Genomic DNA, 22,484 nt, shown 5'->3' on the forward strand with positions numbered 1-22,484 from the left:
CCGAATATGCGCATCGCCAATATGCGGGGCCGGCTGACTCTGCTGACCACGGCCGGCCCCGTGGACGTCGCCACCGCGAGTGACGGCCGCTTCGGCCCGGATCCGCAGGCAGCCTACGAATCCTTCGACGAATTCAGTGCATGGGCGGCGGCTCAGGGCCCGTCCGCCGCCGTCGAACTCGACCCGGCGACGCTCGGCGCCCCGGCGCCCGCGCCTCGCCAGGTGTTCGCGATCGGCCTCAACTACCGCGACCATGCGGCCGAGGCAGGCTCCGCGCTTCCGGACGACCCGGTCGTGTTCACCAAGTTCCCGAGCTCCCTCGCCGGCCCCGACATCGCCGTGCCGCTGCCGTCCGGCTCCGTCGACTGGGAGGTCGAACTCGTGGCGGTCATCTCCCGGGTCGCGCGCGACGTGACCGTGGAACGGGCGTGGGAGTACGTGGCCGGTCTGACGGTGGGACAGGACCTCTCGGAGCGGCAGCTTCAACTGCGCGGCCCGTACCCGCAGTTCTCGCTGGGCAAGTCCCATCCCGGTTTCTCCCCGATCGGCCCGGTGCTGGTGACCCCCGACGAACTGGCGGACCCCGACGACCTGGAACTCGGCTGCGCGGTAAACGGAGAGCAACTACAGAAGTCCCGCACGGCCGAGATGATCTTCCCTGTCCCGCGGCTGGTTTCCTACCTGTCCTCGATCGTCACCCTGTACCCGGGTGATGTGATCTTCACCGGTACGCCGTCCGGCGTGGGAGTGGCCCGCGCGCCGCAGCGTTTCCTGCGCCCAGGCGACGAGCTGCGCAGCTGGATCGAGGGCATCGGGGAGATCCGACAGCGGTTCCAGCCGCAGATCCCGAGCCCCTGAAACCCCGAATCGCGCACCTATCGGCGGGCTTGGCCACTCACCGCCTTATTGATCGCGATCAGCCCGCGGTAACCGGATGACGCCTTGAGCGCGGCTGAGGAACACGACCTCTACCCGTGCCAGCGACATTCGTGCTCAACCAGAATGGCGTCGTTCGGACTCGCCGCGTGTCCATGGCCTACCGGACTCGTACGGAGCCGCCCGAAGCGCCCGGTGTCGTCCGGCGGATCTAATCCGCCGGACGATAACGGCCCGCACCCGCGGGCCAACGTGACCGATCCTCTGAAATGGCCCTCCACACCCGAACCTGCCCTGATGCGCCCCATTCATTGAAGGGAGCGAACGTGGGTGTTGCGGTGGTGGCCACCACCGCAACACCCACCTCTCGCTCGCCGTTCTGCCCGGGACAGGCGCCGTCCAGGAGCGGAGCCAGGCGGCGGAGTGCGGGGCCGGTCACCAACCCATTCGGGTGACCTCCTCGCCTGCTTCCTTCACGTCCTTGACGGTGTCCACGCCGCGCCAGTAACCGTCGATCTTGAATCCGGCCAGGTGTCCGTCGATCGCCAAGCGCGGGAAGGTGGTGTCCTCGTGGTCGCCGCGTTCCGGCAGCAGCTCCACGATCGACGGTTCGAAGACGTAGCCTCCGCCGTTGACCCAGTAGGGCAGCCTCGGGCTCTGCTCGAACCCCCGGACACGGTCGGCCGCGTCCAGATCAGCGATGCCCCACGAAGTGCGGTAGGGCGCGAGCGCGATCGTCGCCGCCGCCTCCACCTCGTGGTGCCGGTCAACGAAATCCGCCAGCGAGAACCGGGTCAGCACGTCGCCGTTGAAAGCCAGCCACCGTTCCTTGGGGAACGGGAGGCGGCCCGCGGCGAACCGCAGCCCCCCGCCCCGGCCAAGGGACTCGGGCTCGACCGCCAACTCGATCTCCAGCGGCCATCGCCGGCTGCTGACGTGCTCGTCCAGTACCTCGGCCAGATATCCGCACGAGATCACCACATGCTCGACGCCTCCGCCGACCAGCCAATCGAGCTGCCAGTCCAGGATCGCCTTGCCCGCGATCGGAATCAGCGCCTTCGGAGAGTCCTCGGTCAACGGACGCATCCGCGTCCCCTGCCCACCGGCGAGAATGATCGCCTGCCGGACCTGCGCTTTCGCTCCGTGAATCATGCCCGAACCCTAGTAGGGGACCGGCGAGGACGAGAGTCGTCCGGCGCATATCCGTCCCGTGGTCGATACTCACCGTAGATCATTTCTTTGGGGGTGAAGCCGAGCGTCTGGCGGTTGTCGTCCGCATGGTGTTTCTCCCGCCCCCTCAGCCGACGCCCCTGCCCGATGAGGTTCTCCGGCCAATATCACGACCCCGGAGACCGGCCTCTGATACAACGTCCAGCGCCATTACGATCCGGCACTCGGCCGCTATACCAGCGCGGTCTCGCTGGGGCTCGCACCTCAACCCAACCCGCGCGCCTATGTCACGAATCCGTTTGCATGGGCTGACCCAAAGGCCGGTAGGACCGGACGGCTCTGGGGGCTCGGGTGAGTGTGGTGGCAGGCGGGCCAGGCATCACTGCCAGGGGGAACGGTTGCCGCTGGACATCCCGACTGGACGATTACTGTCTGGCCCTCGACGTCTTGTCCTGGAAGCAGTAACCCGCCTGGCCCGTGCGGCCACCCCGCGGCCGACCCCGGTCCGTCGTCCTCGACGGACCTGGCGGTGGCGGAGAGTGACAAACGGGTGGCGTTTGACTACTTAAAGTAATTGATCGGGTGGGGGCGGGTAGGAGGCCGGTGTTCCACGTTCGCGGAGTCGAGGGAGGAGTGCCGATGCAGCCCCCTTTGCCTGCGGCTCTGGCCCGGTGGCAGGGACGGCTTCGGTCGGGGCCGTCGCGGCGAGTCTGGCGACGAGGGCGCGTGGTGGCACGGCCCTCGGGTGGCGGGCGGGACTGCCGCGGCCGGACTGGCGGGGCGGGTGCCGCGGGACGCCTTGGGTGCCGCGGTAGGCGGTCGGGCGGCAGGTGGACGATGACGGGAACGGCCCACAGGGAGAAGGCAGGCAGTGCGATGACGGACGGTCTGATCGTTCCGCCCGGCCATGGAGAGCAGGTCGGCAACGAGATCATCAACGCGACGTTCAAGGTGACCGGGGCCCATTCGCGGCACACCTCGGTGTTCGAGAACATCATCAATCCCGGGTTCGACGTCGGCGCGCACGTCCACGACCGCTTGGAGGAGTGCTTCTACATCCTCGAAGGCGAACTGGAGGTGTTCGCCTTCGAACCGGTCCAGCGTGAGGCTGAGGGGTGGGCTCAATGGCGCGCCGCCGATGGGCGGCGTCCCGTCCAGGCCGGGCCGGGGACCTGCATCTTCGTTCCGGCCGGGTGCCCGCACGCGTTCCGCAACACGACCGACCGGCCGGCGCGCGTCCTCCAGACCGCCTCCCCGCCGCCCGACCATGAGCTGTACCTCAAGGCAATGGCGGAGCTGTTCAGCGCCGGGGCCGAGGTTCCGCAAGAGGCCGTCGTGCGGCTCCGCGAAGCCCACGACACCCGCCAGCTCACCCCGCTGACCTACCGGCCCCCGGCCTAGGCCGCCCCCGCGGCCGGGCGGCCTGATCGCAGAGAAGGGAACATCGATGACCATCGCGGAACTCGGGCACACCGGACTGTGGGTGAACGATCTGCCGCTGATGACGGACTTCTACCAGCGCGTGATCGGGCTGTCTCTCGTCGACCACGACGAGGAGATCGGCATGGCCTTCCTCTCTTCGCGCCCGGACACCGAACACCACGAGCTCGTCCTCCAGACCGGCCGCGACGTACCCCGGGCGCCAAGCAGCTGCACCAGATCTCTTGGCGGGTGGAGTCGCTGGACGACCTGCGCGCCTTCCACCGCAGGTTCCGGGAGGAGGGCGTTCACGTGCAGCAGGAGGTCACTCACGGGCACGCGTTCGGGATCTACTTCTTCGATCCTGAGGGCAACCGCAACGAGGTCTACCTGCGCGTCGACCAGCAGGCGCCGCAGCCCTTCCGCAAGACGATCGACTTCGGGCTGCCCCCGAGGAGATCTACGCCGAGGCCGAACGGCTCCTCAACGAGGGCGGCCCGACCTACCGTCCCGTTCAATAGCGGCGTCACCGGCGAGGCCCGGCGGGACGCCGCTCTCCGTTCTCGTCAATGCCATCGACCGCTTCCGCATGTCCAGGCGACCACGCGGGAACGGCCAGTTGAGGCCGTTGGGTGCTTCCGCGACCATGGTGCGGCGGTCAGGGGTGGGGGCGGTAGGTCAGTGGTTCCGGGGGTGTGTCGGGCGCGGGGATCAGGGTGCGGATCAGGTGGTGGTCTGGGGAGAGGGAGCAGGCGGGATCGGTGCGGGCGGCGTCGCCGGTCAGCGCGTACGCCTGGCAGCGGCAGCCGCCGAAGTCGGCGTCCCTGCGCGGGCAGGTGCGGCACGGCTCGTTCATCCAGCCGGTTCCGCGGTACGCGTTGAACGCGGGCGAGTCCGTCCAGATCCAGGCGAGGGGGCGTTCCCGGACGTTCGGGAAGTCCAGGTCCGCGATCGCGTACGCCGCGGGGCAGGGCAGGGCGGTGCCGTCCGGGCCGACCGTGAGGGACCTCGCGCCCCAGCCGCCCATGCACGGTTTCGGGACGCCCTCGTAGTGGTCGGGCATGACCCAGGTCAGTTCGGGGCCGCCGCCGCGCCGGGCCGCGTCCGCGACCGCCGCCCTGGCCCGGGTGAGCTGGTCGCGGGTGGGGAGCAGGGCGGCGCGGTTGCGGAGCGCCCAGCCGTGGAACTGGACGTTCGCCAGCTCGATCCGGTCCGCGCCCCACCGCGTCCCGAGGTCGATGATCTCCGCGACGCTGTCCAGGTTGCGGCGGTGCAGGACGACGTTCAGGCCGAACGGCACGTCCGCCGACCGGATGACTTGTGCGGCCCGTTCTTTCGCCGCGTACGAGCGCCGTCCCGCGATCAGGTCGGAGCCCTCGCGGCGCGCGTCCTGGAGGGAGAGCTGGACGGCGTCGAGCCCGGCGTCCAGCAGGCGCGCGAGGCGGGGGCCCGACAGCCCGAGGCCGCTCGTGACGAGCTGGGTGTGCACGCCCGCGCGGTGCGCGGCCGCCACGATCGCGTCCAGGTCGGGGCGCAGCAGCGGCTCGCCGCCCGACACGTGCGCCTGGACGACGCCGAGGTCCGCCGCCTCGATGAAGACCCGCGCCCACTCGTCCCCGCCCAGCTCGGCGTCCTCGCGGACGAGTTCGAGGGGGTTGGAGCAGTACGGGCAGTGCAGCGGGCAGCGGTGCGTGACCTCCGCGAGCAGCGCCCACGGCGCCGGGACCGTCATCGCAGCCAGCCCTTGGCGCGGACCCGTTCGAGGAACTCGGGCACCTCCCGTTCGACCGGCGCGCCGGGGAACGCCTCGCTCAGCTCGGCGACGATGCCCGCGACCGTCCGGCTGCCGTCGCACAGCCGCAGGACGCGCCCTCCCGTCCCGCTCAGCCGTACCGCGCGCTCAGGCATGAGCAGCAGGTCGGCGTCGCGGACGCGGTCGTACCGCAGGATGACGGAGCGTGCCAGCACCGGCCGCCAGGGCGACGCGTCAGCCATCGCCGTCCTCCGCGTTCCGCGGGGCGTCCTCCGCGTTCTGGACGGCGTCGAGCAGGGACCAGAGGACCTCGCACTTGAAGGTGAACGCGGCCAGGACGCGTTCCTGGTCGGCGCGGGTGCGGGTCCAGCCGTGGACGAGGCCGAGCGCCTCGCGCGAGTCGCGGCGGCCCTGGCCGACGCGGGTCCGGAAGTAGCGCAGGCCGTCCGGGCGCACCCAGGGGTAGTGCCGTTCCCACGCGGCGACGCGCGCCGCCATCAGGTCCGGCGCGAACAGCTCGGTCAGCGACGACGCGACCGACTCCAGCGGCGGACGGTTGCGGCAGAAGTTCACGTAGCCGTCCACGGCGAGCCGCACGCCGGGCAGGACGTCCGCGCCGTCCAGCAGCGCCGGACGGTCCAGGCCCACGGCCTCGCCGAGGCGCAGCCAGCGTTCGATGCCGCCGTCGGCGCCGTCCCCGTCCGGACGCCCGTCGTGGTCGTGGACGCGCCGGATCCACGAGCGCCGCTGTTCCGGGCCGTCCAGTGCGGCGAGGATCAGCGCGTCCTTGACGGGGATGTGCCGCTGGTAGTGGAACCGGTTGAGTACCCAGCGCCGCAGCTCCGCCTTCGACAGCCGCCCCTCGTGCATGCGGACGTTGAACGGGTGCCGGTGGTGGTAGCGCTCGTCCCCCAGCCGGCGCAGCCGGTCCTCCAGGACGGCGGGCGGCCAGGGCGGCGGCGCGGCGTCCCCGCGCGCGGACGCGCTCACGGCTCGATCACCACCCGTTCGCGCGCGACCTCGGCCCCGGCGGCGGCGAGCGCCCGGTGCTCGTCCGCGTCCGGGACGATGAGCGGGTTGGTGTTGTTCAGGTGCGTGTAGAGGCAGCGCGCCCGGCCGCCGGCGAGCCGCTGGAGGGTGCCGCGCGGGCCCGCGATCGGCAGGTGGCCCATCGCGGTGGCCGTCCGGTCGGAGATCCCGGCGCGGCGGGGCTCGTCGTCGTCCCAGAACGTGCCGTCCACGAAGACGCAGTCGGCCTCCCGTACGGCGCGGTCCAGCTCGTCGGGCCAGGCCGCGAGGCACGGCGCGTACACGACGGTCCTCCCGTCCCGCCGGTCGCGGACGCGCAGGGCCACCACCCACCCGTCGCCGCCGGTCCCGGCCGCGTAGCGGGGGCGCTTGTCCGACACCGGGACGGCGCTCACGTCCAGCGTCCCGAACGACGCGGGCAGGTCCGTCCAGGTCAGCGTGGTGTACGGCGCGAGGACCCGCTGGACGCCCGGCCCCGACTCCAGCGCGGCCCGGACCGTCGCGGTCGCGGCGATCCGCAGCTCGGGCGCCTCCCGCAGGCGGAACAGCCCGAGGGTGTGGTCCAGCTCGGCGTCGGTGAGCAGGACCCCGGCGACCGGTCCCTCCCGGGCGCCGCCCCGCCGGGGGATCGCGCACTCCTCGATCTGCTCGGTGATGTCGGGCGTCGCGTTGACCACGTACCACCGCCCGCCCGCCTCCACCGCGATGGACGCGTGCCGGCGGCGCAGCGCGGGCTCGGCACGCGCGGCGGCGCACCCGGCACAGCCGCAGTTCCACTGCGGGACGCCGCCGCCCGCCGCGGTGCCGAGCACGAGCAGCCGCATCAGGTCTCGGCGGCCAGGTAGGCCGTGACCTCCAGCGACGTCTCCACGATCTCGAAGTCCGGCGTGATCCAGCCGTCCTGCTCTGCCATGGGGGCACCTCTCTCTGGGATGCCCGGATCGTACGTCGCCGTCCCAACCCAGCCCTTGGCCTGGACTGCCAGACTCTTGTGCATTCAGCCCTGTCAACCGTCACCATCGGGCGTGGCGGAGGGGTAGCGGTCGTCGCCGTCGACGGTGGCTGCGAACCCGTCGGTGATGGAGTCGCCGAACGCGACGACGGCCTTCGGGCGGGGACGCCCGTCGGAGACCTCGACGCCTTCCAGGTAGTACCAGGAGCCGTAGCCTGGCTCGACGCTGTCGGTGTACGCGGCGGACGCGGCGTCCTGGTGGTGGTCGCGACCGCTCCGGGACGGTCGCCGAAGGGGATCGGTCGAAGCTCAGCGTGCGCAGCGTTCCCGGCTGGACGGCCGCGCCGGAGGCGGTGCGGCCGACGCTGGCGCCGGTGGCGCGCAGCGGCGCGGTGCCGTAGGCGTTGGACAGCCGGATCCGCCGCCTCGACCCGCCGCCGCGCAGGCGGACCACGGAGGAGGGCGATGGGGGCGGCCCGTTCGGCAGCCGGAGCCGCGCCTCGCGCGACCCGGCTGCCGTGTCGTACGCCGGAACGGTCCTGGGTGAGGGGGCGTTCAGCCCAGGACCGGCCGGTTGACTACCTCCACTGCTGCGCGGGCGCCACGCCGGGGAGGGGCTTGCCGATGAGGGCGAGGGGGGTGAAGAAGCCGACCTGGCCGATCGCCATGGTGAGCGTGGCGAGGGCCTTGTCCTCGTAGTGCTCGGACGCCTGCGCGTACAGCTCGTCGGAGACGCGCTCGCCGTACGGGTTGGGCGTGAGGACGGCCTCCACCAGCGCCAGCGCGACTCATTCGGCGTCGGTGAAGTAGGGCGCGTCCTTCCAGGACGCCACGGCGGCGATGCGCTCCTCGGTCTCCCCCGCCTTGCGCAGGTTCCCGGTGTGCAGAACGGTCAGGTAGGTGCTGCCGACGAGCTGGCCCGCGCGCAGTTGCACCAGGCCGACGGTGGTCTGCGGGATCGCGCCGTTCCCGACGGCCTTGAACAGGGCCTGGCCCACCTGCCCCAGTTCGGGGACGAGCACGGCGGGGTTGGGCAGCCGCGACTGGGCGTTCTCCTGGACGGTGGTGGTGCTCATGGTGTGGTTCCTTTCGGTTCTCAGCGGCCTCGCCTGTCTGACGGACCGTGGGACGCGGATGTGACCGGTGGACGGTCCGAGCCCGGTTCTCGACGTTCGAGCTCGGATTCGTGGACGGTCGGGGCGCGCGGGAGCGCTGTGCGCCTTGTCGGACGTGGTCGGTCGCTGCCCGCCGCTCGGGCCGCGTCCCATCGGCGCGTTCGGCCTTGTCAGGGCGCTGAACGGGCCGCCGGCGGGCAGCTCCAACTCTCAGCGAGACGCCGATCTGGATCAACGTAAACTTCGCGCACGTGCCGATAACGCACGGGTTATCGGCTGAGAGGGACACCGGTGGAGCTGCGGGACATCGAGATCTTCCTGACCCTGGCCGAGGAGCTGCACTTCGGCCGCGCCGCCGACCGCCTCCAGGTCTCCCAGGCGCGGGTCAGCCAGGCGATCGGTCTCCAGGAGCGCCGCCTCGGCGGACGGCTGTTCGACCGTTCCAACCGCCGCCGGATCCGGCTGACCCCGCTGGGCCGCCAGCTCCACGACGACCTGCGGCCCGTGTACGCCGGGCTGCGGGACAGCCTGGAGCGCGCCCGCCTGGCCGCCCGCGGCGTCACCGCCGTCGTGCGCGTCGGCATGCTGCCGTTCAACACCGCCGACCTGCACCCGTTCTGGAAGACCTTCCGCACGCGGCACCCGCAGTGGGAGCTGCGGATTCGCCGCCCTCCGTTCGCGGACCCGTTCGCCCGGCTCCGCGACGGCGAGCTGGACGCCCTGGTCGTCTGGCTGCCCGTGGAGGGGCCCGATCTGACCGTGGGCCCGGTCCTGTTCACCGACCCGCGGGTCCTCGCCGTGTCCGTCGAGGACGAGCTGGCAGGGCGCGCGTCGGTGTCGCTGGAGGCGCTCGCCGACCGGCGGCACGCCACCGCGCCCGGGATGCCCGACTACTGGGAGGACCGCTACCTGCCGTTCCAGACGCCGCGGGGCCACCCCATCGAACGCAGCCCGATCGTCACCAACGGCGACGACCTGATCCACCTCGTCAGCACGGGCGAGATCGTCCACGGCTTTCCCGCCCACGTCACCAGGTACTGGTCCATGCCGCACGTCCGGTGGCTGCCCATTCCGGACATGCCGCCGCTGCCGTACGCGCTGGTCTGGCGAAGCGACGCCGAGAACGACGCCGTCCGCGCCCTCGCCCGGACCGTCCGCGACCTCGGCCCCCGACCCTGACCGCTTTCCGGCGCCGGGGCTCCGCCCCTTCGGTCCCCGCCGCTTCTCCGCCCGCCGGCGCCGTTCGGGCGGGTCTCGCGGCTCGCGGCGCGGCGGTCCAGGTCATGGCGCTTGACCTTGACACAGTGACAAGGTCTTCACTGGGGCCGAGGAGGTGATCCCACCATGCAGGAACAGGACACGGACACGGTCCGAGCGCTCCAGGGGCTGGAGAAGGACGACTCGTCGGTGCGGCTGCGGGCCGCGCTGGCGGTCGGTACGTTCCCCGACCCGCGGTTCGTCGGCAAGCTGATCGAACGGTGCGCGGTCGAGCCCGACTTCCACGTGCGCGACATGCTCACGTGGGCGCTCACCCGCCACCCGTCGTCGCTGACGGTCCCGAGGCTTCTCGACGAGGTCCGTTCGGAGCGCGCGCAGGCGCGGAGCCAGGCGCTGCACACGCTGTCCAAGATCGGGGATCGCGGGACGTGGCCGGCGATCACCCGGGCGGTGCTGACCGACGCGGACGACGAGGTGGCGCGCAGCGCGTGGCGGGCGGCGGTCGTGCTCGTACCCGAAGGCGAGGAGCCCGGACTGGCCGCGGTGCTGGCGACCCAGCTCGGACGCGGCGGGCGCGAGACGCGGCTGAGCCTCAGCCGCGCGCTGATCGCGCTGGGTGAGGCGATCACGCCGGTCCTGCGCGCCGCGATGACCGATCCCGACCCCGGCGTGCGCCGGCACGCGCTCGTGACCGAACGGCTGGCACGCGACCCGGACGCCGGGTACGAGTTCGCGGTCGAGGAGGCGAAACGGATCATGGCCCTCGGCGGGTCCGGCCAGGAGGGGTGAGCAGTGCTGATCGGTGAGGTGGCGCGGCGGTCCGGGGTCAGCGCCCGCATGCTCAGGCACTACGAGACGCTCGGGCTGGTGCGGCCTACGGGCCGTACCGGCGCGGGCTACCGGGAGTACTCCAGCGACGACATCCGGCGGATCTTCCATATCGAGAGCCTGCGGTCGCTGGGGCTGTCGCTGCGTGAAGCCGGGCGCGCGCTCGACGACCCCGGCTTCAAGCCCTCGGAGCTCGTGAACGACCTCATCCGCCGGACGCGGGAACGCATCGCGAGTGAGACGGAGCTGCTCACCCGGCTCCGCCGGATCGACGCCGCGGAACCCGCCGGTTGGGAGGACGTCCTCCAGACCGTCGCGCTCCTCCATGCCCTCGGGTCGGAGAGCGCGGGGAAACGCCAGCGCGCGGCCCTGTCCTCAGCGGAAGAGGTCCCGGTGGAAGCACTGGTCGAGGCGGTGTTGAGCGAGACCGACCCGAACGTCGCCGGGACCCTCCGGTGGGCCCTGGCACAGTCGGGCGACGCCGGATTGCCGCTGCTGGCCGAGGGCCTGGCCTCCCCGGCAGCCGAGGTGCGGGAACGCGCCGTCCAGTCCATCGCCGAGTTCCCGAACGCCGAGGCGACCGCACTGCTGCGGAAGGCCCTCGCGAACCACGACATCGCGGTCCGCAGGCGTGCGGCTCTGGCGCTCGGGACGCGCGGGGTGGCCGGCGCGGTCCCGACGCTCATCGACATGATCGTTGAGGAGGCGAACGACGCCGACGCGGCCGACGCGCTGAGCGCGCTGGCGGACGATCCCGCGCTGGCGAACGAGATCACGGCCGGACTCGTCGCCCGCCTGGCCCCCGGCCCCGTCGAACCGCCCCCGTCCGCGTCTCCGTCCGCGTCTCCGTCCGCGTCCGCGTCTCCGTCCGCGTCCCCGTCTTCGTCCGCGTCTCCGTCTTCGTCCGCGTCTCCGTCTTCGTCCAGGTCCGCGACCGCGTCCGCGCGGCAACGGCTGACGCAGGCGCTCGCGGACATCCCGGGGAACGCAGCGTCTGACGCCCTCGCGGACCTGTCACATGACGAGGACCGCGCCGTCGCGCTGACCGCCACCTCCATTCTCCAACGACGCAACGCCCAATAGCGGGTCTCGCCCGGGGAGCCGACGAACTCCGGTTCCCGGAATTCGTCGGGCTGCGGGCGCGCCTGTCGCTCACTTACGCCGGGGAAACACACGGTCGTGTATTTCTTTTGCGGTACGGCCGAGATCTGCCTCGGCGGCGGATGCGAATCGGCATAGAACAGGCGGCGTGATACGAGCGTGGCCGCGAATCGCACACGGACCCGGCCTTCGCGCCCGAACTGCGGCTCCGGACGTCGGTTTCTTCGTGTTGCGAAGGGAGACGTGCGATGACCCGACTTCAGCGTTCCGGCCGATTGTCCCGACGTTCGGCACTCGGAGTTCTCGGGGCCGTCCCAGTCACCGCGGGCACGGCTCTGGCCGCCCCGGAAACCGCCGACGCTGCTCCGATACGGAACGGCTCGGTGCCGAGGGATCTGCGTCCCGGCGGCGCCTTCGACCGGCAGGTGGCCCGGCTGGCGGCCCAGGACAAGTTCTCGGGAAGCCTGCTGGTGGCGCACCGGGACGACGTGGTGCTCGCCAGGGCGTACGGGAAGGCCAACGAACGGCTGTCGATCCCGAACCGGCCGGACACCACCTTCGTTCTCGCCTCGGTCTCCAAGATGTTCACCGCCGTGGCGCTCGTCCAACTCGCCGAGCAGAGAAAGGTCGACTTCTACAAGCCCATCGGCACTTATGTGAAAGGTTTTCCGGCCGACATTGCGGACAAGGTCACCGTCCACCATCTGCTCACCCACACCTCCGGCATGGGCGACCACATGAGGCACCCGGACTGGCCGAAGGAGTCCGCCAAGTGGACCAGTACGGCCGAGGTCTGGAACGGCACCCTGGCGATCATCCGGAGAAGTCCGCTGCTTTTCACGCCCGGCACCCGGTTCGAGTACAGCAACGCCGGGTACTGCGTGCTCGGCGAGATCATTGCGCAGGTATCCGGCCGTTCCTATTACGACTATGTTCGCGACCACGTCTTCGCCAGGGCGGGGATGGCCCGTACCGCCTTCTACACCAAACCGCAATGGCGGACGGACAAGCGCATCGCCCATCCGTACGTTCTCCAGCCCTCTGGGCAACGCGTCGACGCGGTCGAGGAGCACGTCTTCATCGGCAGCCCGGCCGGAAACGCGTTCTCCACCTGTGCGGACATGGTTCGCTTCGGGCGTGCGCTGCACGGCGGCAAACTGCTCGGCCACGCCTACAGGGAACTGGCCGTGAGCGGGAAAACAGCCCTTTCCCCGAAGCCCGCCAACGACCCGGCCGTCCAGGACACCCACTGGGCCTACGGTTCCATCGCCACGATCTACAACGACCAGCGCATCGTCGGGCACACCGGCGGCGGCCCGATGAGCGGCATCAGCACGATGATCGACACGTTCCCCGACCTGGACTGGACCGTGGTCGTCCTCATGAACTACGACGACATCGACGTCCTCAACTCCGTGACGTCCCACGCGAGACGCCTCATCACCCGGGGGTCATGACGAACGCCGGTATTCGGATACCGCATCCGAATACCGGCAGCCATCTCGTCGGGTCTGCTGGGACACAGTTCGTCCAGCGGTCTGGACGCACGACCACCGCAAGCAGCACCAGAGGCACGGGCCCGGCAGCTGCGGCTGCGGCTGCGGCGCGCGTCCGTTTCGGGTGCGGGCGCGGAAGCCGTTCCACATGCGGTTGCGGGTGCCGTTCCAAATGCGGTTGCGGTTGCCGTTTCGGGTGCGGTTTCGGGGGCCGTTCCAGATGCGGTTGCGGGTGCGGTTTCGGGTGCCGTTCCAGATGCGGGCGCGGAAGCCGTTCCGGGTGCGTTTTAGGGTGCGGTTGCGGGTGCGGTTTCGGCGAGGGCCCGGGCCCGGGTGTGAGTGGGTGGGCCCTCGCCGAGGTGGTTCAGCGGGACGGGGCCTTGTCCGTCCAGTCGGAACGGAGCGTGGCGTTCGACAGGTTCACCTGCTTCACGCCGGCGGTGCTCGGCGCGCGCTCGCCCTTGCCTGTCATGACCGTTTCGCTGGTCAGGGCACGGCCGCTGGCAGGGTCGATGATGAGGCGGTCCCCGAACGTGGACCCCTGGTCGTCCTTCCCGATGTCGATGCCCACCGCGGTGCCCGTCCGGCCCTCCCGGTCCTTGACCGTGCCGAGCTTCCTGACGCCGGGGAGGTCAGCCAGCATCCGGTACGTGGCCGCGCGGACCTTCGGCGAGGCCGGGTAGTGCAGGAGCACGCTGGAGCCCCAGTCGAAGAGCTGCTCGTCGCCGTCCTCGGGGGACTGGCGCTGGATGAGCCGGAGCAGCGCCGACTTGAGGCGTCCGGGATCGGTCGGCAGCGCCTGGACGTCCTGAGGGGTGAGGCTCTGGCCGAAAAGCTGCTCGTAGTCGGCCGGCTTGGTCCGGTCGACCCCGGGCTTTCCCGGCTTGGAGGAGATGGCCGAGCCGCCCTCCGTCCCGCGGAACGTCGCGGGCGAGCCCTCCTTCCGCCACGCGTTCCGGTCCGCCTCGGTCGCGGGTACGGCGCCGAGTTCCTGCGACTTCCCCAGTGCCGGGCCGCTGCCGTCCGAAGGCATCCAGACCTCGTGGCGCCACCGCGCGTACACCTGGTAGGCGGCATGGCCGGGCTTGCCCACCTGGACGAGCTCGTCGGTGCGCATCGTGTGGTGCCAGTACTTTCCGCCGCCCGGCGGCGCGGATTCGGCCTGCTGGGCGGCCATCAGCAGCAGCGCGTGCGCCGACCGCCGTCCGTTCGGGTCGTTCGCGTCACCTTGCCCGGCCACGACGACCGTGATCGCCGCGGCGGTGGCCGCCGCGGCCAGCCCGAAGCCTGCCGCGACGAACCGCGGGGCCCGGCGCCGCGCGCCGCGCCTCCTCGGCGCGCCGTCCTCGGTGAGCCTGGCGCGGGCCGCCGTGACGACCTGCGGGCTCGCCGCCGGCGGCTCGTCGAACAGCGCTCGCACCTCGGCCAGTTCGTCCGTCTCGTTCATCGGGTCCTCTCCTCGTCCCGAAGCGGATTGGTCCCGCCGAGCGCCTTCCGCAGTTTCCTTCGAGCCCGGTCGAACCGCGACGACACGGTGCCGGCCGGCACGTCCAGGGCCTCCGCGACCTGGTCGTGGGTCAGCTCGGCCAGCACGATCAGCAGCAGCACGTCACGCTGCCCGGCCGGCAGGCCGGCCAGCGCCTCGGCCAGGCTCCTCCTGGCCGCGTGCGCGCTGACCCGTACGTCGATCCGCTCCTCGTCGCCGCCGGCGTCGCGCTCGACGGGCAGGCGCCTGAGCGCGCGCAGCTTGCGCACCTCGTCGCGCCGGTACCGCCCGATCAGGTTGGTCGCGATGCCGTACAGCCACGGCCGGGCGTTGTCGCGGGACAGATCGTAGGACCGGCGCTGCCGGAACGCGGCGTGGAACGTCTCGGCGGCGATGTCGTCGGCGGCCTGCGCGTCGAGGCGGCGCGCCACGTACCGGTGGATCTCCGCGAAGTACGCGTCGAAGATCGCGCCGAACCGTTCGGGCTCATGCCAGGACCGTTCGATGACCGACGCGTCGCCGGTCTCCCCGGCCCCGGCCGGGGTCTGTTCGGCGCCGGCCGGGGCGTCGGTGGTGACGGTCACACGTGGCTCCCTCATAAAGGCCCATCCGTCGGCGTGGACTGTTGTCACCCGTTGTTGCCCGCACCGCCTCCCCGCCGTCCCCCGATCCCGAACTCAGTTCCTGCCCGGTACGGATGGTGGTTGAGGGAACGGATCAGCGCGTATGGCCGTACGGCGTCGACATCAGCGCCAACACGGCCGCCACCACGACCACGATGAGGACGGCGCAGATCCAGGCGGTCGCCAACCGGTCGGCCTGGACCTTGGCGTCCGGGTTCTGCCGCTGCGCGATGTAGGACCTGAGCATCCGGCCGCGCACCGGGAGGATGGCGACGGGGATGGCGGCCATCACGGCGCTGTAGAGGAACAGGATCGCGGACGCCGGTTCGGGGCGGAGCAGGTTCGTTCCGAGCAGCAGGGCGAGGGCGGCGGGGACCACCAGATAGAGCACCCACTTGCCCTGCCCCTGCCGTTCCTCCATCTCGCGGCGCAGGTCGTCGGGGTACTCCTCCGGCTTGACGATCAGCGCCCGCAGGCTGAGCACGAAGAGCACCGACACCGCGATCGCGATGATCCACCAGCGGGACTGGGAGATCGAGAAGAGCGGGCCGGACGGCTCGTCCTGAGTGGCGAGCGGGCGGACGAGCAGAGCGGCGACCATGGGGCGGGACCTCCGGGGCATCGGCGTACGGCGGGCACACGGCCCCTTCCACGCCGACCAGACTTCCCGGCACACCCAGCGCCAGCTTGACGCGTCGTTCACATTCTAGGACGTTCACGGCGATCGCCGGATACTCGGGGGACGCGTGACCTGCACGGCAGGGCGGACCGTTCGTCGGGCGGCAGCCTTATCCGGTCTCGCTCGCGGATCTTTCCGCATGCCGAAGGGTCAGTTCGGCTACCTTCTCGGGCGCCTCGCGCGGCGGAAAGTGGCCGACGCCGGGAAGAACGACCCGTTCGTAGTGGGCGGCGAACAGTTCGTCCTTGCCTTCGGTCGTCTCGGGCAGGTTGTCGCCGTCCTGGGCTCCGTGCACCACGAGCGTCGGAACCCGTACCGGCGGCGGATCCGACAGGCGCTGCTCGATGTGGTCGTAGGCCGGATCTCCCGCCGCCTCCCCCAGCGGTGCAGGTAGGCGTGCACGGTGACCGGCGGCCAGTCGTCGTTGTCCCAGGCCGCCGCGGCCTGCTCGAACTCCTGATCGCCGAACGTCCAGCCGGGCGCCCAGGTCTCCCACAGATGGCGCGAGAAAGAGCGGCGGTCGTCCCGCATCGCGCGGCGGCCGCGTTCGGTCGCGACGAACCACTCGTACCAGTAGGCGTGGACGAGCGGCCAGCTCAGCGGCGCGTCCGGCCGGTTGGTCGCGTATCCCGCGGACAACGCCACGAGCGCCGCGACGCGTTCAGGGAACAGCGCGCCGACCACGTAACCGGCACGCGCTCCCCAGTCGTGCCCCACCAGCAGCACCCGGTCCAGGTCCAGCGCCTCCAGGAAGGCCGCCAGATCGTGCCCGAGCGCACCGATCTGCCCGCTGCGCATCGTGTCCGCTGAACGGAACCGCGTCGGCCCGAAGCCCCGCAAGAAGGGCCTGTACACCCGATATCCCGCTTCGTGCCAGAACGGCAGGACCCCGTCCCAGCAGTGCACGTCGTCCGGCCACCCGTGCACGGCCACCAGGCCGCGCCCGCCCTCAGGCCCCGTCACCACGTACCCGACGTCCAACTCCGCGGTCCGTACGAACTCGACCATCATCGCCCCCCTCAGCCGCCCTCCCCACCACCCCAACCGGCAAACACCCCAAAGAACCCCAGCCCACACGCCCACCACCGCGCGGCGGGAGGCGGCGACGGGCGCGGTCGTGTGGGGCTGATGGACTTGAGCGCTGGAGCGTGCCGTTCGCTGTGGTGGGGCTGACCGTCTCGGGGGACGCGACAGGGACGGCGTCGTGGTCCAACGCGCTGGGGCGCGGCCGGTCACGACGCCGTCCGGGGGCTTGGCGGACGAGCGCTGGAAGGGGCTGGGTGGTCGTTCGGCAGTGCCACGCCTGTCTATTTGGTGGCAATGGCCTTGATGATGTGTGGTGCGCGTTGGCAGGGGTTACGCCACGCCATTTATCCAGTCGCTGCACCAGAGTGCCACTAGTTCATCGTAGTAGCACATTTTGATTCGGATATCGCTGCCCTCGCGGCGGTTGAAGGTGGTCGACCTCTCCTTGCCGGCCCCGGACACGCTGAGGGTTCTCGTGCCGCCGCCGCCAGAGGCGAGGCGGAAGAAGCCCTTGATCCAGTAGCCGTCCGCCATTCTGTCCTTGACCGTGAACCGGTCGCCGTAGTGCTTCCACCAGATCCCGCCCCTGGCGAGGACGAGTTGCGCGTTGGTGCCCGCCGACGCCGACGTCGCGGCGACAGTTGTGCCTGCGCTGACGAACGCGAGGGTGGTGATGAGGACGATGGTGCGGCGCATACCGGAACGCATGCGCACCTCCTGATTGTCTGGCCGCCCTCACGGGAAACTATCAGGAGTTTCATTTGCCTACATCCCCCGAAAGTTGTATGGGTGTTGCTTCTTTAGAGGGTGTTTGTGGGGTGAGAATGCGTTCCCAACCACACGACGCGCCTTTGGGATCGGGCATGGATCACGTAGGGGGCCGTGATCTTGAGTGCTTCGCCTGTGTGGTGCTGTAGGTGAACATCGGCTGTGTTGTTGGGGTTGTGGTTGACGATGGCGAAGCTGGGGCGGTCGGCGGGGAGGGCGTCAGGGGTCGTGAGCGCTACCTTGCCTGCGCTGCCGAGGATCAGGGCGAACGGGGCGAAGGTGCCGTCGGGGGCGTTGAGGAGCAGGTTCGCGGCCGTCCTGCGGGCCTCGTCGAACAGGGTGTCCAGGTCGGCTTTGGAGGACGGGGCGTCGCGGTCGGCCTCGGCGGCGGCGAGTTCCAGCTCGTCCATGTCCACGTCGAAGCCGGAGCCGTCGTCGTGCGGCAGGACCGGCCACAGTGAGTAGAACGCCCGCCACACCGCGTTGGCCGCCGCCCAGTCGACTTCGCTGGAGCCCAGGCGCATGAGCGCGTAGGCGTCGATCCCGGGAAAGTCGGCCGACAGGGCGCGGATCGTGCTGGCCGTTCGCGCTCCTGAGGCGGCGTGGATCTCCAGGGGAGGATTTCGGCGCGTTTCTGGGGTGCGGTGGTGATGGTGGCTGATGCCCAGGCGGTTCCCGACGATTCGCGGTCGCGTGTCCACAGGGAGGCGTTCTGCTGTTCCGCGCGTACCAGCACTCGGTCGAGTATGTCCGTGGCGCCGGCTCCGCCGGTTGCGCAGAAGATTCGCAGCTCGTAGGGCATGGCGTGGTGGGGTCCTTGCGGGCTGGCGGAACGTATCCGTCTGGGGCGGGATGCGGTCGGGTGGGCTGCCGTGCTTGTCTTGCGGCGCCGGTTCAGGCTTTTGGGCCGTAGGTTCGATTCTGCCGGGGACGAGGCGCGTTGTGGGGGGCGTGTTTCGGGCCCCGGTGTGCCGGGGGTGGCCGAGGAGATGTAGATTTGTCCGCCGAGCGGCTCGGGTCCATCCGCCGCACCGCCCCAGCGGAAGGATGGGGGAATCCTTCGAATGCTGCTCCAGCGCCCTGCGGTGCGGCGCACTGAGCGAGACGGTGACGCCGGCCGACCGCGCCGTAAGCGCCCGTTCATCCTGGGCGAGCTGGTGATCGTATGGCTCCTGCTGGAGGTCTACGGCTACATCCGCTCGCTGGCCGCCACGCGGCGCGGGCCCGCACTGGCGCACGGCCGGGACATCCTCGACATCGAGCGCTGGCTGCATCTGGACGTCGAGCTGGGCGCGAACCACTGGCTGACCCGCCATGAAGACCTGTCGCGGGTGGCCGTCAACGTGTACCAGCACGCGCACACCGGCCTCACGATGTCCGTCCTGATGGGGTGCTACATCCTCGGGCCCCGCGTCTACCGGCCCGCGCGCAACTCCCTGGTCCTGATGAACCTGGTGGGGCTGGCGGTCTTCTTCGTCATGCCCGTGATGCCTCCGCGGCTGCTGCCGGACGAGGGGTTCATCGACACGGTGGCGGTGGCCGGTTTCGGGACCACGCACGGGGGCCGGTGCCCGCGGACCAGTACGCGGCCATGCCGTCCCTGCATCTCGCGTGGGCGGTCTGGGTGATGGCGGTGTTCGTGGCGGTGCTGCGGCCCTACCGCCTGGGGTGGATCACGGCGCTGCATCCGATCACGACCGGGATCGTGGTCGTGGCCACCGCCAACCACTACGTCCTGGACGTGGTGGCCGGGGTGGCGGTGGCCGTGGGGGCGAACTACGTGACCGGCCTGTCGCGGGCGGGCGACCGTACGGCGTGGACGTGGCGTCCGCTGATAAGGCGGCGCGGCGGTACGGATGACGCCGATTCCGCGGTGGTCATCCGGCATCCGGGCCCGGCGGCCGAGGACGGCGCCGAGAAACCCGTTCATAACGGCAACGGGGCGGTACCGTCCGGCGAAGCCAAAGCCGAGGCCGAAGAGAGCACCGCGTAGAGCGGTCCACGCTGCTTTCCCGTGGCCGGGGTTAGTGGAACACGTGGGGGTCGTTCGCCGTGCGCCCGTGCAGGGATTTCTAGTATTGGGGCATGGGAGCAGCGCGGGGGCTGGACGGGGCGGAAAACGGGTGCGTCCGTGAGTGACGCCATTATGGACGCTTTGCGCGGGTGGATGTCGTCGCCATGGATTTACGTGGCCTTGTTCGGCCTCTCGATGTTCGATGCCTTCATCCCCGTTTTCCCCAGTGAATCCCTGGTCGTGACGGCGGGGGTCTTCGCGTCGCACGGGAAGCCGAATCTGGTCCTGGTGATCGTGGCTTCGGCGGCGGGCGCGTTCTGCGGCGACCACATCTCCTACTTCATCGGCCGTTTCGCAGGGGAACGTCTGGAACGGTGGCTGCGGCCGGGCACCCGCAGGCGCACCGCGTACGACCAGGCGGGCCGCATTCTCGCGAAACGCGGCGGGCTCGTTCTGGTCATCGCCCGCTACATTCCCGGCGGGCGGACGGCGGCGACGCTCGTGATGGGGGCCGTACGGCATCCGCTGCGTTCCTTCACGCCGTTCGACGCGCTGGCGACGGTCCTGTGGGCGTCGTATTCGGCGCTGATCGGTTATCTGGGCGGTTCGGCGTTCGAGAACGACCCGCTCAAGGGCTGCTCTTGGGCCTCGGCATCGCGCTGGCCATCACGGCGCTGGTCGAGGGCGGACGCCATGTGTGGCAACGGCTCCGTCCGTCCAAGCGGAGGGACGAGGCGCCCGAGCGTCGCTAGGACGGGGCCGAAGGGCGCACGACCGCCCGTTCGAGCAGGCCGTGCAGGGTGTGCTGCTGCGGGCTTCAGTTGTTGTTGAGGACTACTGGGGCGTTTTTGGTCTTGCCTACCAGCCACAGGGCGTTCGCGCCTGGGATGGCGGTGGCTGCGGTCAACTGGCCGTCGGACGGTACGGGTGGGGACTGCTTCGTCCAGGTGCCGCCGTTCAGGCGGTAGAGGTCGCCGCCGAACGGTTGCAGGGCCCACAGGGCGCCGTCGCCGGTGCGGACGAGTTTCTCGTTGGACGGCGGCGTCGGGGCGTTCTGCCAGGTGGAGCCGTTCCAGCGGATGGCGACGGGCTCGTTCTGCGGGCCGTCGGTGCGTTTGCGGCCGGTGGCCCAGACCTCGGTGTCGGAGACCGCGACGACGCGCATCCACATGACGCCGTCGTAGCCGGGGACCTCGCTCCAACGGCGGCCGTCCCAGTGCAGGAGGCCCCAGGTGGTCGCGGCCCAGGCGGAGTCGTCGGAGAGCACGGAGATCTCGTCCACGCCGATGCAGCAGTTGTCGGGGGCGCCGGTGTCCTGCTCGGTCCAGCGGCCGTCCTGCCAGCGGTAGAGGGACGTTCCGCAGGAGAACCACGCGCCGGTGGAGTCGGCGGCGGGGTGCCTCGGCCAGCAGCCGTCGGCGGGGCCGTCCACCTGCTGCCACCGCTCGCCGTCCCAGCGCGCGACGTAGGGGGCGGTCTTGGCGCTGTCGTGGGGGTGCAGCGTGCCGGTCACCCACACGTCGTCCGGGGACGCGGCGTCGATCTCCTGGGCCACGGCGTCGCCGGCGGTGCCGGGCAGGTCGTGGGTGCGCCAGGACGAGCCGTTCCAGCGGACCACCATGGCCTTCGGGGGCAGGACGTGGACGGTGCCCGCGCCCCAGCCGGGGACGGACCAGTCGATGCCCTGGTACCCCTGGTACCCGGCGGCCCAGACGTCGTCCGGGCCGGTGGCCGACACCGCCTCCAGGCCGCTGCGCGGCCACAGCCACGGCGCGGCGCCGGCCTTGAGCGGGCGCGGTTCGGCGGCCGTGGCGGGCGGGGCGGCGGTCACGCCCGCCAGTGCGAGGACGGCCGCGGCGATCAGGGCTGGTCTCACGGGGGCTCCCTGCTGTGGAGGAGGACGCTCCCGCGATTCAATCAAGCCAGTGAACACTGGCACAATGGTTGGGCGGTTCTCAGCGGCGGGCGCGGGCCTCGGTGGGGGTGCGGCCGAAGCGGGTCCGGAACAGGCGCGCGAAGTGGGCCTGGCTGGAGAAGCCCCAGCGGTACGCGACGTCGGCGATGGTCGACGCGGCGGCGTCCGGGGAGGCCAGCTCGTCGTGCGCGCGCTGGAGGCGGCGTTCGAGGATGTGCCGGGACGGGGTGGTGCCCGCCGCCTCGAAGATCCGGCCGAGGTGCCGGACGGAGACGCCCATCACGCCCGCGACCTGGCCCGGGGTGAGGCAGGCGTCGTGCAGGTGCCGTTCGATGTAGTCCTCGGCGACGATGAACTGCGTCCGGTACGTGGCGGGGGCGGGGCGGTCCCCGGAGCGTTCGGCGGCCAGCAGCCCGATCAGGTCCAGGACGGTGCCGCGCGCCTCGGCCGGGTCGCCCGGGTTCTCCAGCAGGGAGCGGAGCGCGACGACCAGTTCGCCCTCGCGCGCCGTCCCGCGCCCGAAGAGCATGGGGGCGGGGACGCCGCCCGCCATGCACTCCTGGACGAACAGGTCGCGCGGGATGTCCACGAGGAACTGCCGCATGGACGAGGAGAACCCGAACAGGTAGGGCCGCCGCGTGTCGTACACGACGAGGTCGCCCGCCGTCGCCGCGAGGCAGCCGTGCTCGTGCAGGAAGACCGCCTCGCCCTTGACCAGCAGCGTCGCGAACACCGAGTCCTTGGGCGTGGACTTGGCGACCTGCGGGCTGCGCTCGACGGCGTGCGCGTTGCCGCTGATCTCGGCGAGCCGGACGTCGCCGAGCTGGAAGTTGGACTGCCGCGCCAGCAGCCCGCGCTCGGAGTACGAGGTGCAGGCGAGCCCGACCAGCGCCTTGCGGTTGTACTCCTCCCAGAAGTGGATGCGCTCGCGCGGGTCCACGTTCTCCGTGGTCGCCTGGGAGATCATGAGAGCGGGTGCCGGCATGGGGTGCTCCTCCCGTTTCGGGCGGTCTTCG

Annotated in this window: 25 protein-coding genes and 2 pseudogenes; 11 read left to right on the forward strand and 16 right to left on the reverse strand. The window is 71.0% G+C overall.

Features of this window, described 5'->3' with window-relative positions; all coding sequences use genetic code 11:
• Positions 1-6: 6 nt before the first annotated feature.
• Positions 7-858, forward strand: coding sequence for a fumarylacetoacetate hydrolase family protein (locus GEV43_RS11460; RefSeq protein ID WP_160820675.1), 852 nt, complete (start codon positions 7-9; stop codon positions 856-858).
• Positions 859-1,311: 453 nt separating this feature from the next.
• On the opposite strand, the gene GEV43_RS11465 is transcribed toward GEV43_RS11460, so the two are convergent.
• Positions 1,312-2,028 (reverse strand): nucleotidyltransferase family protein, encoded by a 717-nt coding sequence (locus tag GEV43_RS11465; RefSeq protein ID WP_175250026.1) that lies wholly within the window; start codon positions 2,026-2,028, stop codon positions 1,312-1,314.
• A 223-nt stretch (positions 2,029-2,251) separates the two neighbouring features.
• On the opposite strand from GEV43_RS11465, the pseudogene GEV43_RS55995 reads away from it, so the two are divergent.
• The 3 genes and pseudogenes from GEV43_RS55995 to GEV43_RS56000 form a co-directional block, all read left to right on the forward strand.
• Positions 2,252-2,401: pseudogene (locus tag GEV43_RS55995) on the forward strand (hypothetical protein); the annotation flags it as partial.
• 521 nt (positions 2,402-2,922) lie between these two features.
• Positions 2,923-3,447 (forward strand): cupin domain-containing protein, encoded by a 525-nt coding sequence (locus GEV43_RS11470; RefSeq protein WP_206681126.1) that lies wholly within the window; start codon positions 2,923-2,925, stop codon positions 3,445-3,447.
• Between the two features lie 100 nt (positions 3,448-3,547).
• Positions 3,548-3,792 (forward strand): annotated as a pseudogene (locus GEV43_RS56000) (VOC family protein); the annotation flags it as partial.
• Between the two features lie 331 nt (positions 3,793-4,123).
• Here GEV43_RS56000 and pqqE read toward each other — a convergent pair.
• From pqqE to GEV43_RS50000, 7 genes are all read right to left on the reverse strand, one after another.
• Positions 4,124-5,197, reverse strand: a complete 1,074-nt coding sequence (pqqE, locus tag GEV43_RS11480; protein ID WP_160820677.1) for a pyrroloquinoline quinone biosynthesis protein PqqE — start codon at positions 5,195-5,197, stop codon at positions 4,124-4,126.
• Complete coding sequence (gene pqqD / locus GEV43_RS11485; RefSeq protein WP_160820678.1) at positions 5,194-5,460, reverse strand: pyrroloquinoline quinone biosynthesis peptide chaperone PqqD; 267 nt, start codon at positions 5,458-5,460, stop codon at positions 5,194-5,196. The genes pqqE and pqqD overlap by 4 nt, the downstream gene beginning before the upstream one ends.
• A complete protein-coding gene (pqqC, locus tag GEV43_RS11490; protein ID WP_160820679.1) occupies positions 5,453-6,208 on the reverse strand; it encodes a pyrroloquinoline-quinone synthase PqqC in 756 nt (251 codons plus the stop codon). The genes pqqD and pqqC overlap by 8 nt, the downstream gene beginning before the upstream one ends.
• Positions 6,205-7,071, reverse strand: coding sequence for a pyrroloquinoline quinone biosynthesis protein PqqB (pqqB, locus tag GEV43_RS11495; protein WP_160820680.1), 867 nt, complete (start codon positions 7,069-7,071; stop codon positions 6,205-6,207). The genes pqqC and pqqB overlap by 4 nt, the downstream gene beginning before the upstream one ends.
• Positions 7,071-7,160, reverse strand: a complete 90-nt coding sequence (gene pqqA / locus GEV43_RS11500; protein WP_160820681.1) for a pyrroloquinoline quinone precursor peptide PqqA — start codon at positions 7,158-7,160, stop codon at positions 7,071-7,073. The genes pqqB and pqqA overlap by 1 nt, the downstream gene beginning before the upstream one ends.
• Before the next feature lie 617 nt (positions 7,161-7,777).
• The gene (locus tag GEV43_RS49995) at positions 7,778-7,972 is read right to left on the reverse strand and encodes a hypothetical protein (protein WP_241682863.1); all 195 of its coding nucleotides are present in this window, start codon (positions 7,970-7,972) and stop codon (positions 7,778-7,780) included.
• Between the two features lie 15 nt (positions 7,973-7,987).
• The gene (locus tag GEV43_RS50000) at positions 7,988-8,275 is read right to left on the reverse strand and encodes a carboxymuconolactone decarboxylase family protein (protein WP_241682864.1); all 288 of its coding nucleotides are present in this window, start codon (positions 8,273-8,275) and stop codon (positions 7,988-7,990) included.
• 330 nt (positions 8,276-8,605) lie between these two features.
• Between GEV43_RS50000 and GEV43_RS11510 the strand changes: the two genes are divergently transcribed.
• The 4 genes from GEV43_RS11510 (at position 8,606) to GEV43_RS11525 (ending at position 12,918) form a co-directional block, all read left to right on the forward strand.
• A complete protein-coding gene (locus GEV43_RS11510; RefSeq protein WP_160820682.1) occupies positions 8,606-9,493 on the forward strand; it encodes a LysR family transcriptional regulator in 888 nt (295 codons plus the stop codon).
• A 165-nt stretch (positions 9,494-9,658) separates the two neighbouring features.
• Complete coding sequence (locus GEV43_RS11515) at positions 9,659-10,321, forward strand: HEAT repeat domain-containing protein (RefSeq protein WP_160820683.1); 663 nt, start codon at positions 9,659-9,661, stop codon at positions 10,319-10,321.
• A 3-nt stretch (positions 10,322-10,324) separates the two neighbouring features.
• Positions 10,325-11,443: a MerR family transcriptional regulator gene (locus GEV43_RS11520; RefSeq protein WP_160820684.1), complete on the forward strand. Its 1,119-nt coding sequence runs from the start codon at positions 10,325-10,327 to the stop codon at positions 11,441-11,443.
• Positions 11,444-11,844: 401 nt separating this feature from the next.
• Entirely contained in the window at positions 11,845-12,918 is a 1,074-nt protein-coding gene (locus GEV43_RS11525) for a serine hydrolase (RefSeq protein ID WP_206681127.1), read from the forward strand.
• A 403-nt stretch (positions 12,919-13,321) separates the two neighbouring features.
• Here the strand turns inward: GEV43_RS11525 and GEV43_RS11530 are convergent, their stop codons facing one another.
• The 6 genes from GEV43_RS11530 to GEV43_RS11555 all read right to left on the reverse strand — a co-directional run bounded on the left by GEV43_RS11530 (position 13,322) and on the right by GEV43_RS11555 (position 18,240).
• A complete protein-coding gene (locus tag GEV43_RS11530) occupies positions 13,322-14,404 on the reverse strand; it encodes a CU044_5270 family protein (RefSeq protein ID WP_160820686.1) in 1,083 nt (360 codons plus the stop codon).
• Positions 14,401-15,027, reverse strand: coding sequence for an RNA polymerase sigma factor (locus tag GEV43_RS11535; protein ID WP_309239593.1), 627 nt, complete (start codon positions 15,025-15,027; stop codon positions 14,401-14,403). Before GEV43_RS11535 ends, GEV43_RS11530 begins: the two co-directional genes overlap by 4 nt.
• Before the next feature lie 133 nt (positions 15,028-15,160).
• Positions 15,161-15,667: a hypothetical protein gene (locus GEV43_RS11540; protein WP_160820688.1), complete on the reverse strand. Its 507-nt coding sequence runs from the start codon at positions 15,665-15,667 to the stop codon at positions 15,161-15,163.
• A 237-nt stretch (positions 15,668-15,904) separates the two neighbouring features.
• Positions 15,905-16,756 carry an alpha/beta fold hydrolase gene (locus tag GEV43_RS11545; protein ID WP_206681128.1) on the reverse strand — a complete coding sequence of 284 codons (852 nt, stop codon included), beginning with the start codon at positions 16,754-16,756 and terminating at the stop codon, positions 15,905-15,907.
• Positions 16,757-17,101: 345 nt separating this feature from the next.
• Positions 17,102-17,485: a hypothetical protein gene (locus GEV43_RS11550; protein WP_160820689.1), complete on the reverse strand. Its 384-nt coding sequence runs from the start codon at positions 17,483-17,485 to the stop codon at positions 17,102-17,104.
• Positions 17,486-17,571: 86 nt separating this feature from the next.
• Entirely contained in the window at positions 17,572-18,240 is a 669-nt protein-coding gene (locus GEV43_RS11555; protein WP_160820690.1) for a hypothetical protein, read from the reverse strand.
• Positions 18,241-18,696: 456 nt separating this feature from the next.
• Between GEV43_RS11555 and GEV43_RS53230 the strand changes: the two genes are divergently transcribed.
• The 3 genes from GEV43_RS53230 (at position 18,697) to GEV43_RS11570 (ending at position 20,384) form a co-directional block, all read left to right on the forward strand.
• Positions 18,697-19,167 (forward strand): phosphatase PAP2 family protein, encoded by a 471-nt coding sequence (locus GEV43_RS53230; RefSeq protein WP_160820691.1) that lies wholly within the window; start codon positions 18,697-18,699, stop codon positions 19,165-19,167.
• On the forward strand, positions 19,131-19,532 hold the full coding sequence (locus tag GEV43_RS53235) for a phosphatase PAP2 family protein (protein WP_254715866.1): 402 nt from the start codon (positions 19,131-19,133) through the stop codon (positions 19,530-19,532). Before GEV43_RS53230 ends, GEV43_RS53235 begins: the two co-directional genes overlap by 37 nt.
• A 138-nt stretch (positions 19,533-19,670) precedes the next feature.
• The gene (locus GEV43_RS11570; protein WP_309239594.1) at positions 19,671-20,384 is read left to right on the forward strand and encodes a DedA family protein; all 714 of its coding nucleotides are present in this window, start codon (positions 19,671-19,673) and stop codon (positions 20,382-20,384) included.
• Here the strand turns inward: GEV43_RS11570 and GEV43_RS11575 are convergent.
• A complete protein-coding gene (locus GEV43_RS11575) occupies positions 20,371-21,429 on the reverse strand; it encodes a hypothetical protein (RefSeq protein ID WP_160820693.1) in 1,059 nt (352 codons plus the stop codon). The two genes, GEV43_RS11570 and GEV43_RS11575, sit on opposite strands and share 14 nt — an antisense overlap.
• A gap of 79 nt (positions 21,430-21,508) precedes the next feature.
• Positions 21,509-22,453, reverse strand: a complete 945-nt coding sequence (locus tag GEV43_RS11580) for a helix-turn-helix domain-containing protein (protein ID WP_160820694.1) — start codon at positions 22,451-22,453, stop codon at positions 21,509-21,511.
• Between the last annotated feature and the right edge of the window lie 31 nt (positions 22,454-22,484).

This window comes from Actinomadura sp. J1-007, from assembly GCF_009793335.1.
Taxonomy (GTDB): Bacteria; Actinomycetota; Actinomycetes; order Streptosporangiales; family Streptosporangiaceae; genus Spirillospora; species Spirillospora yumaensis.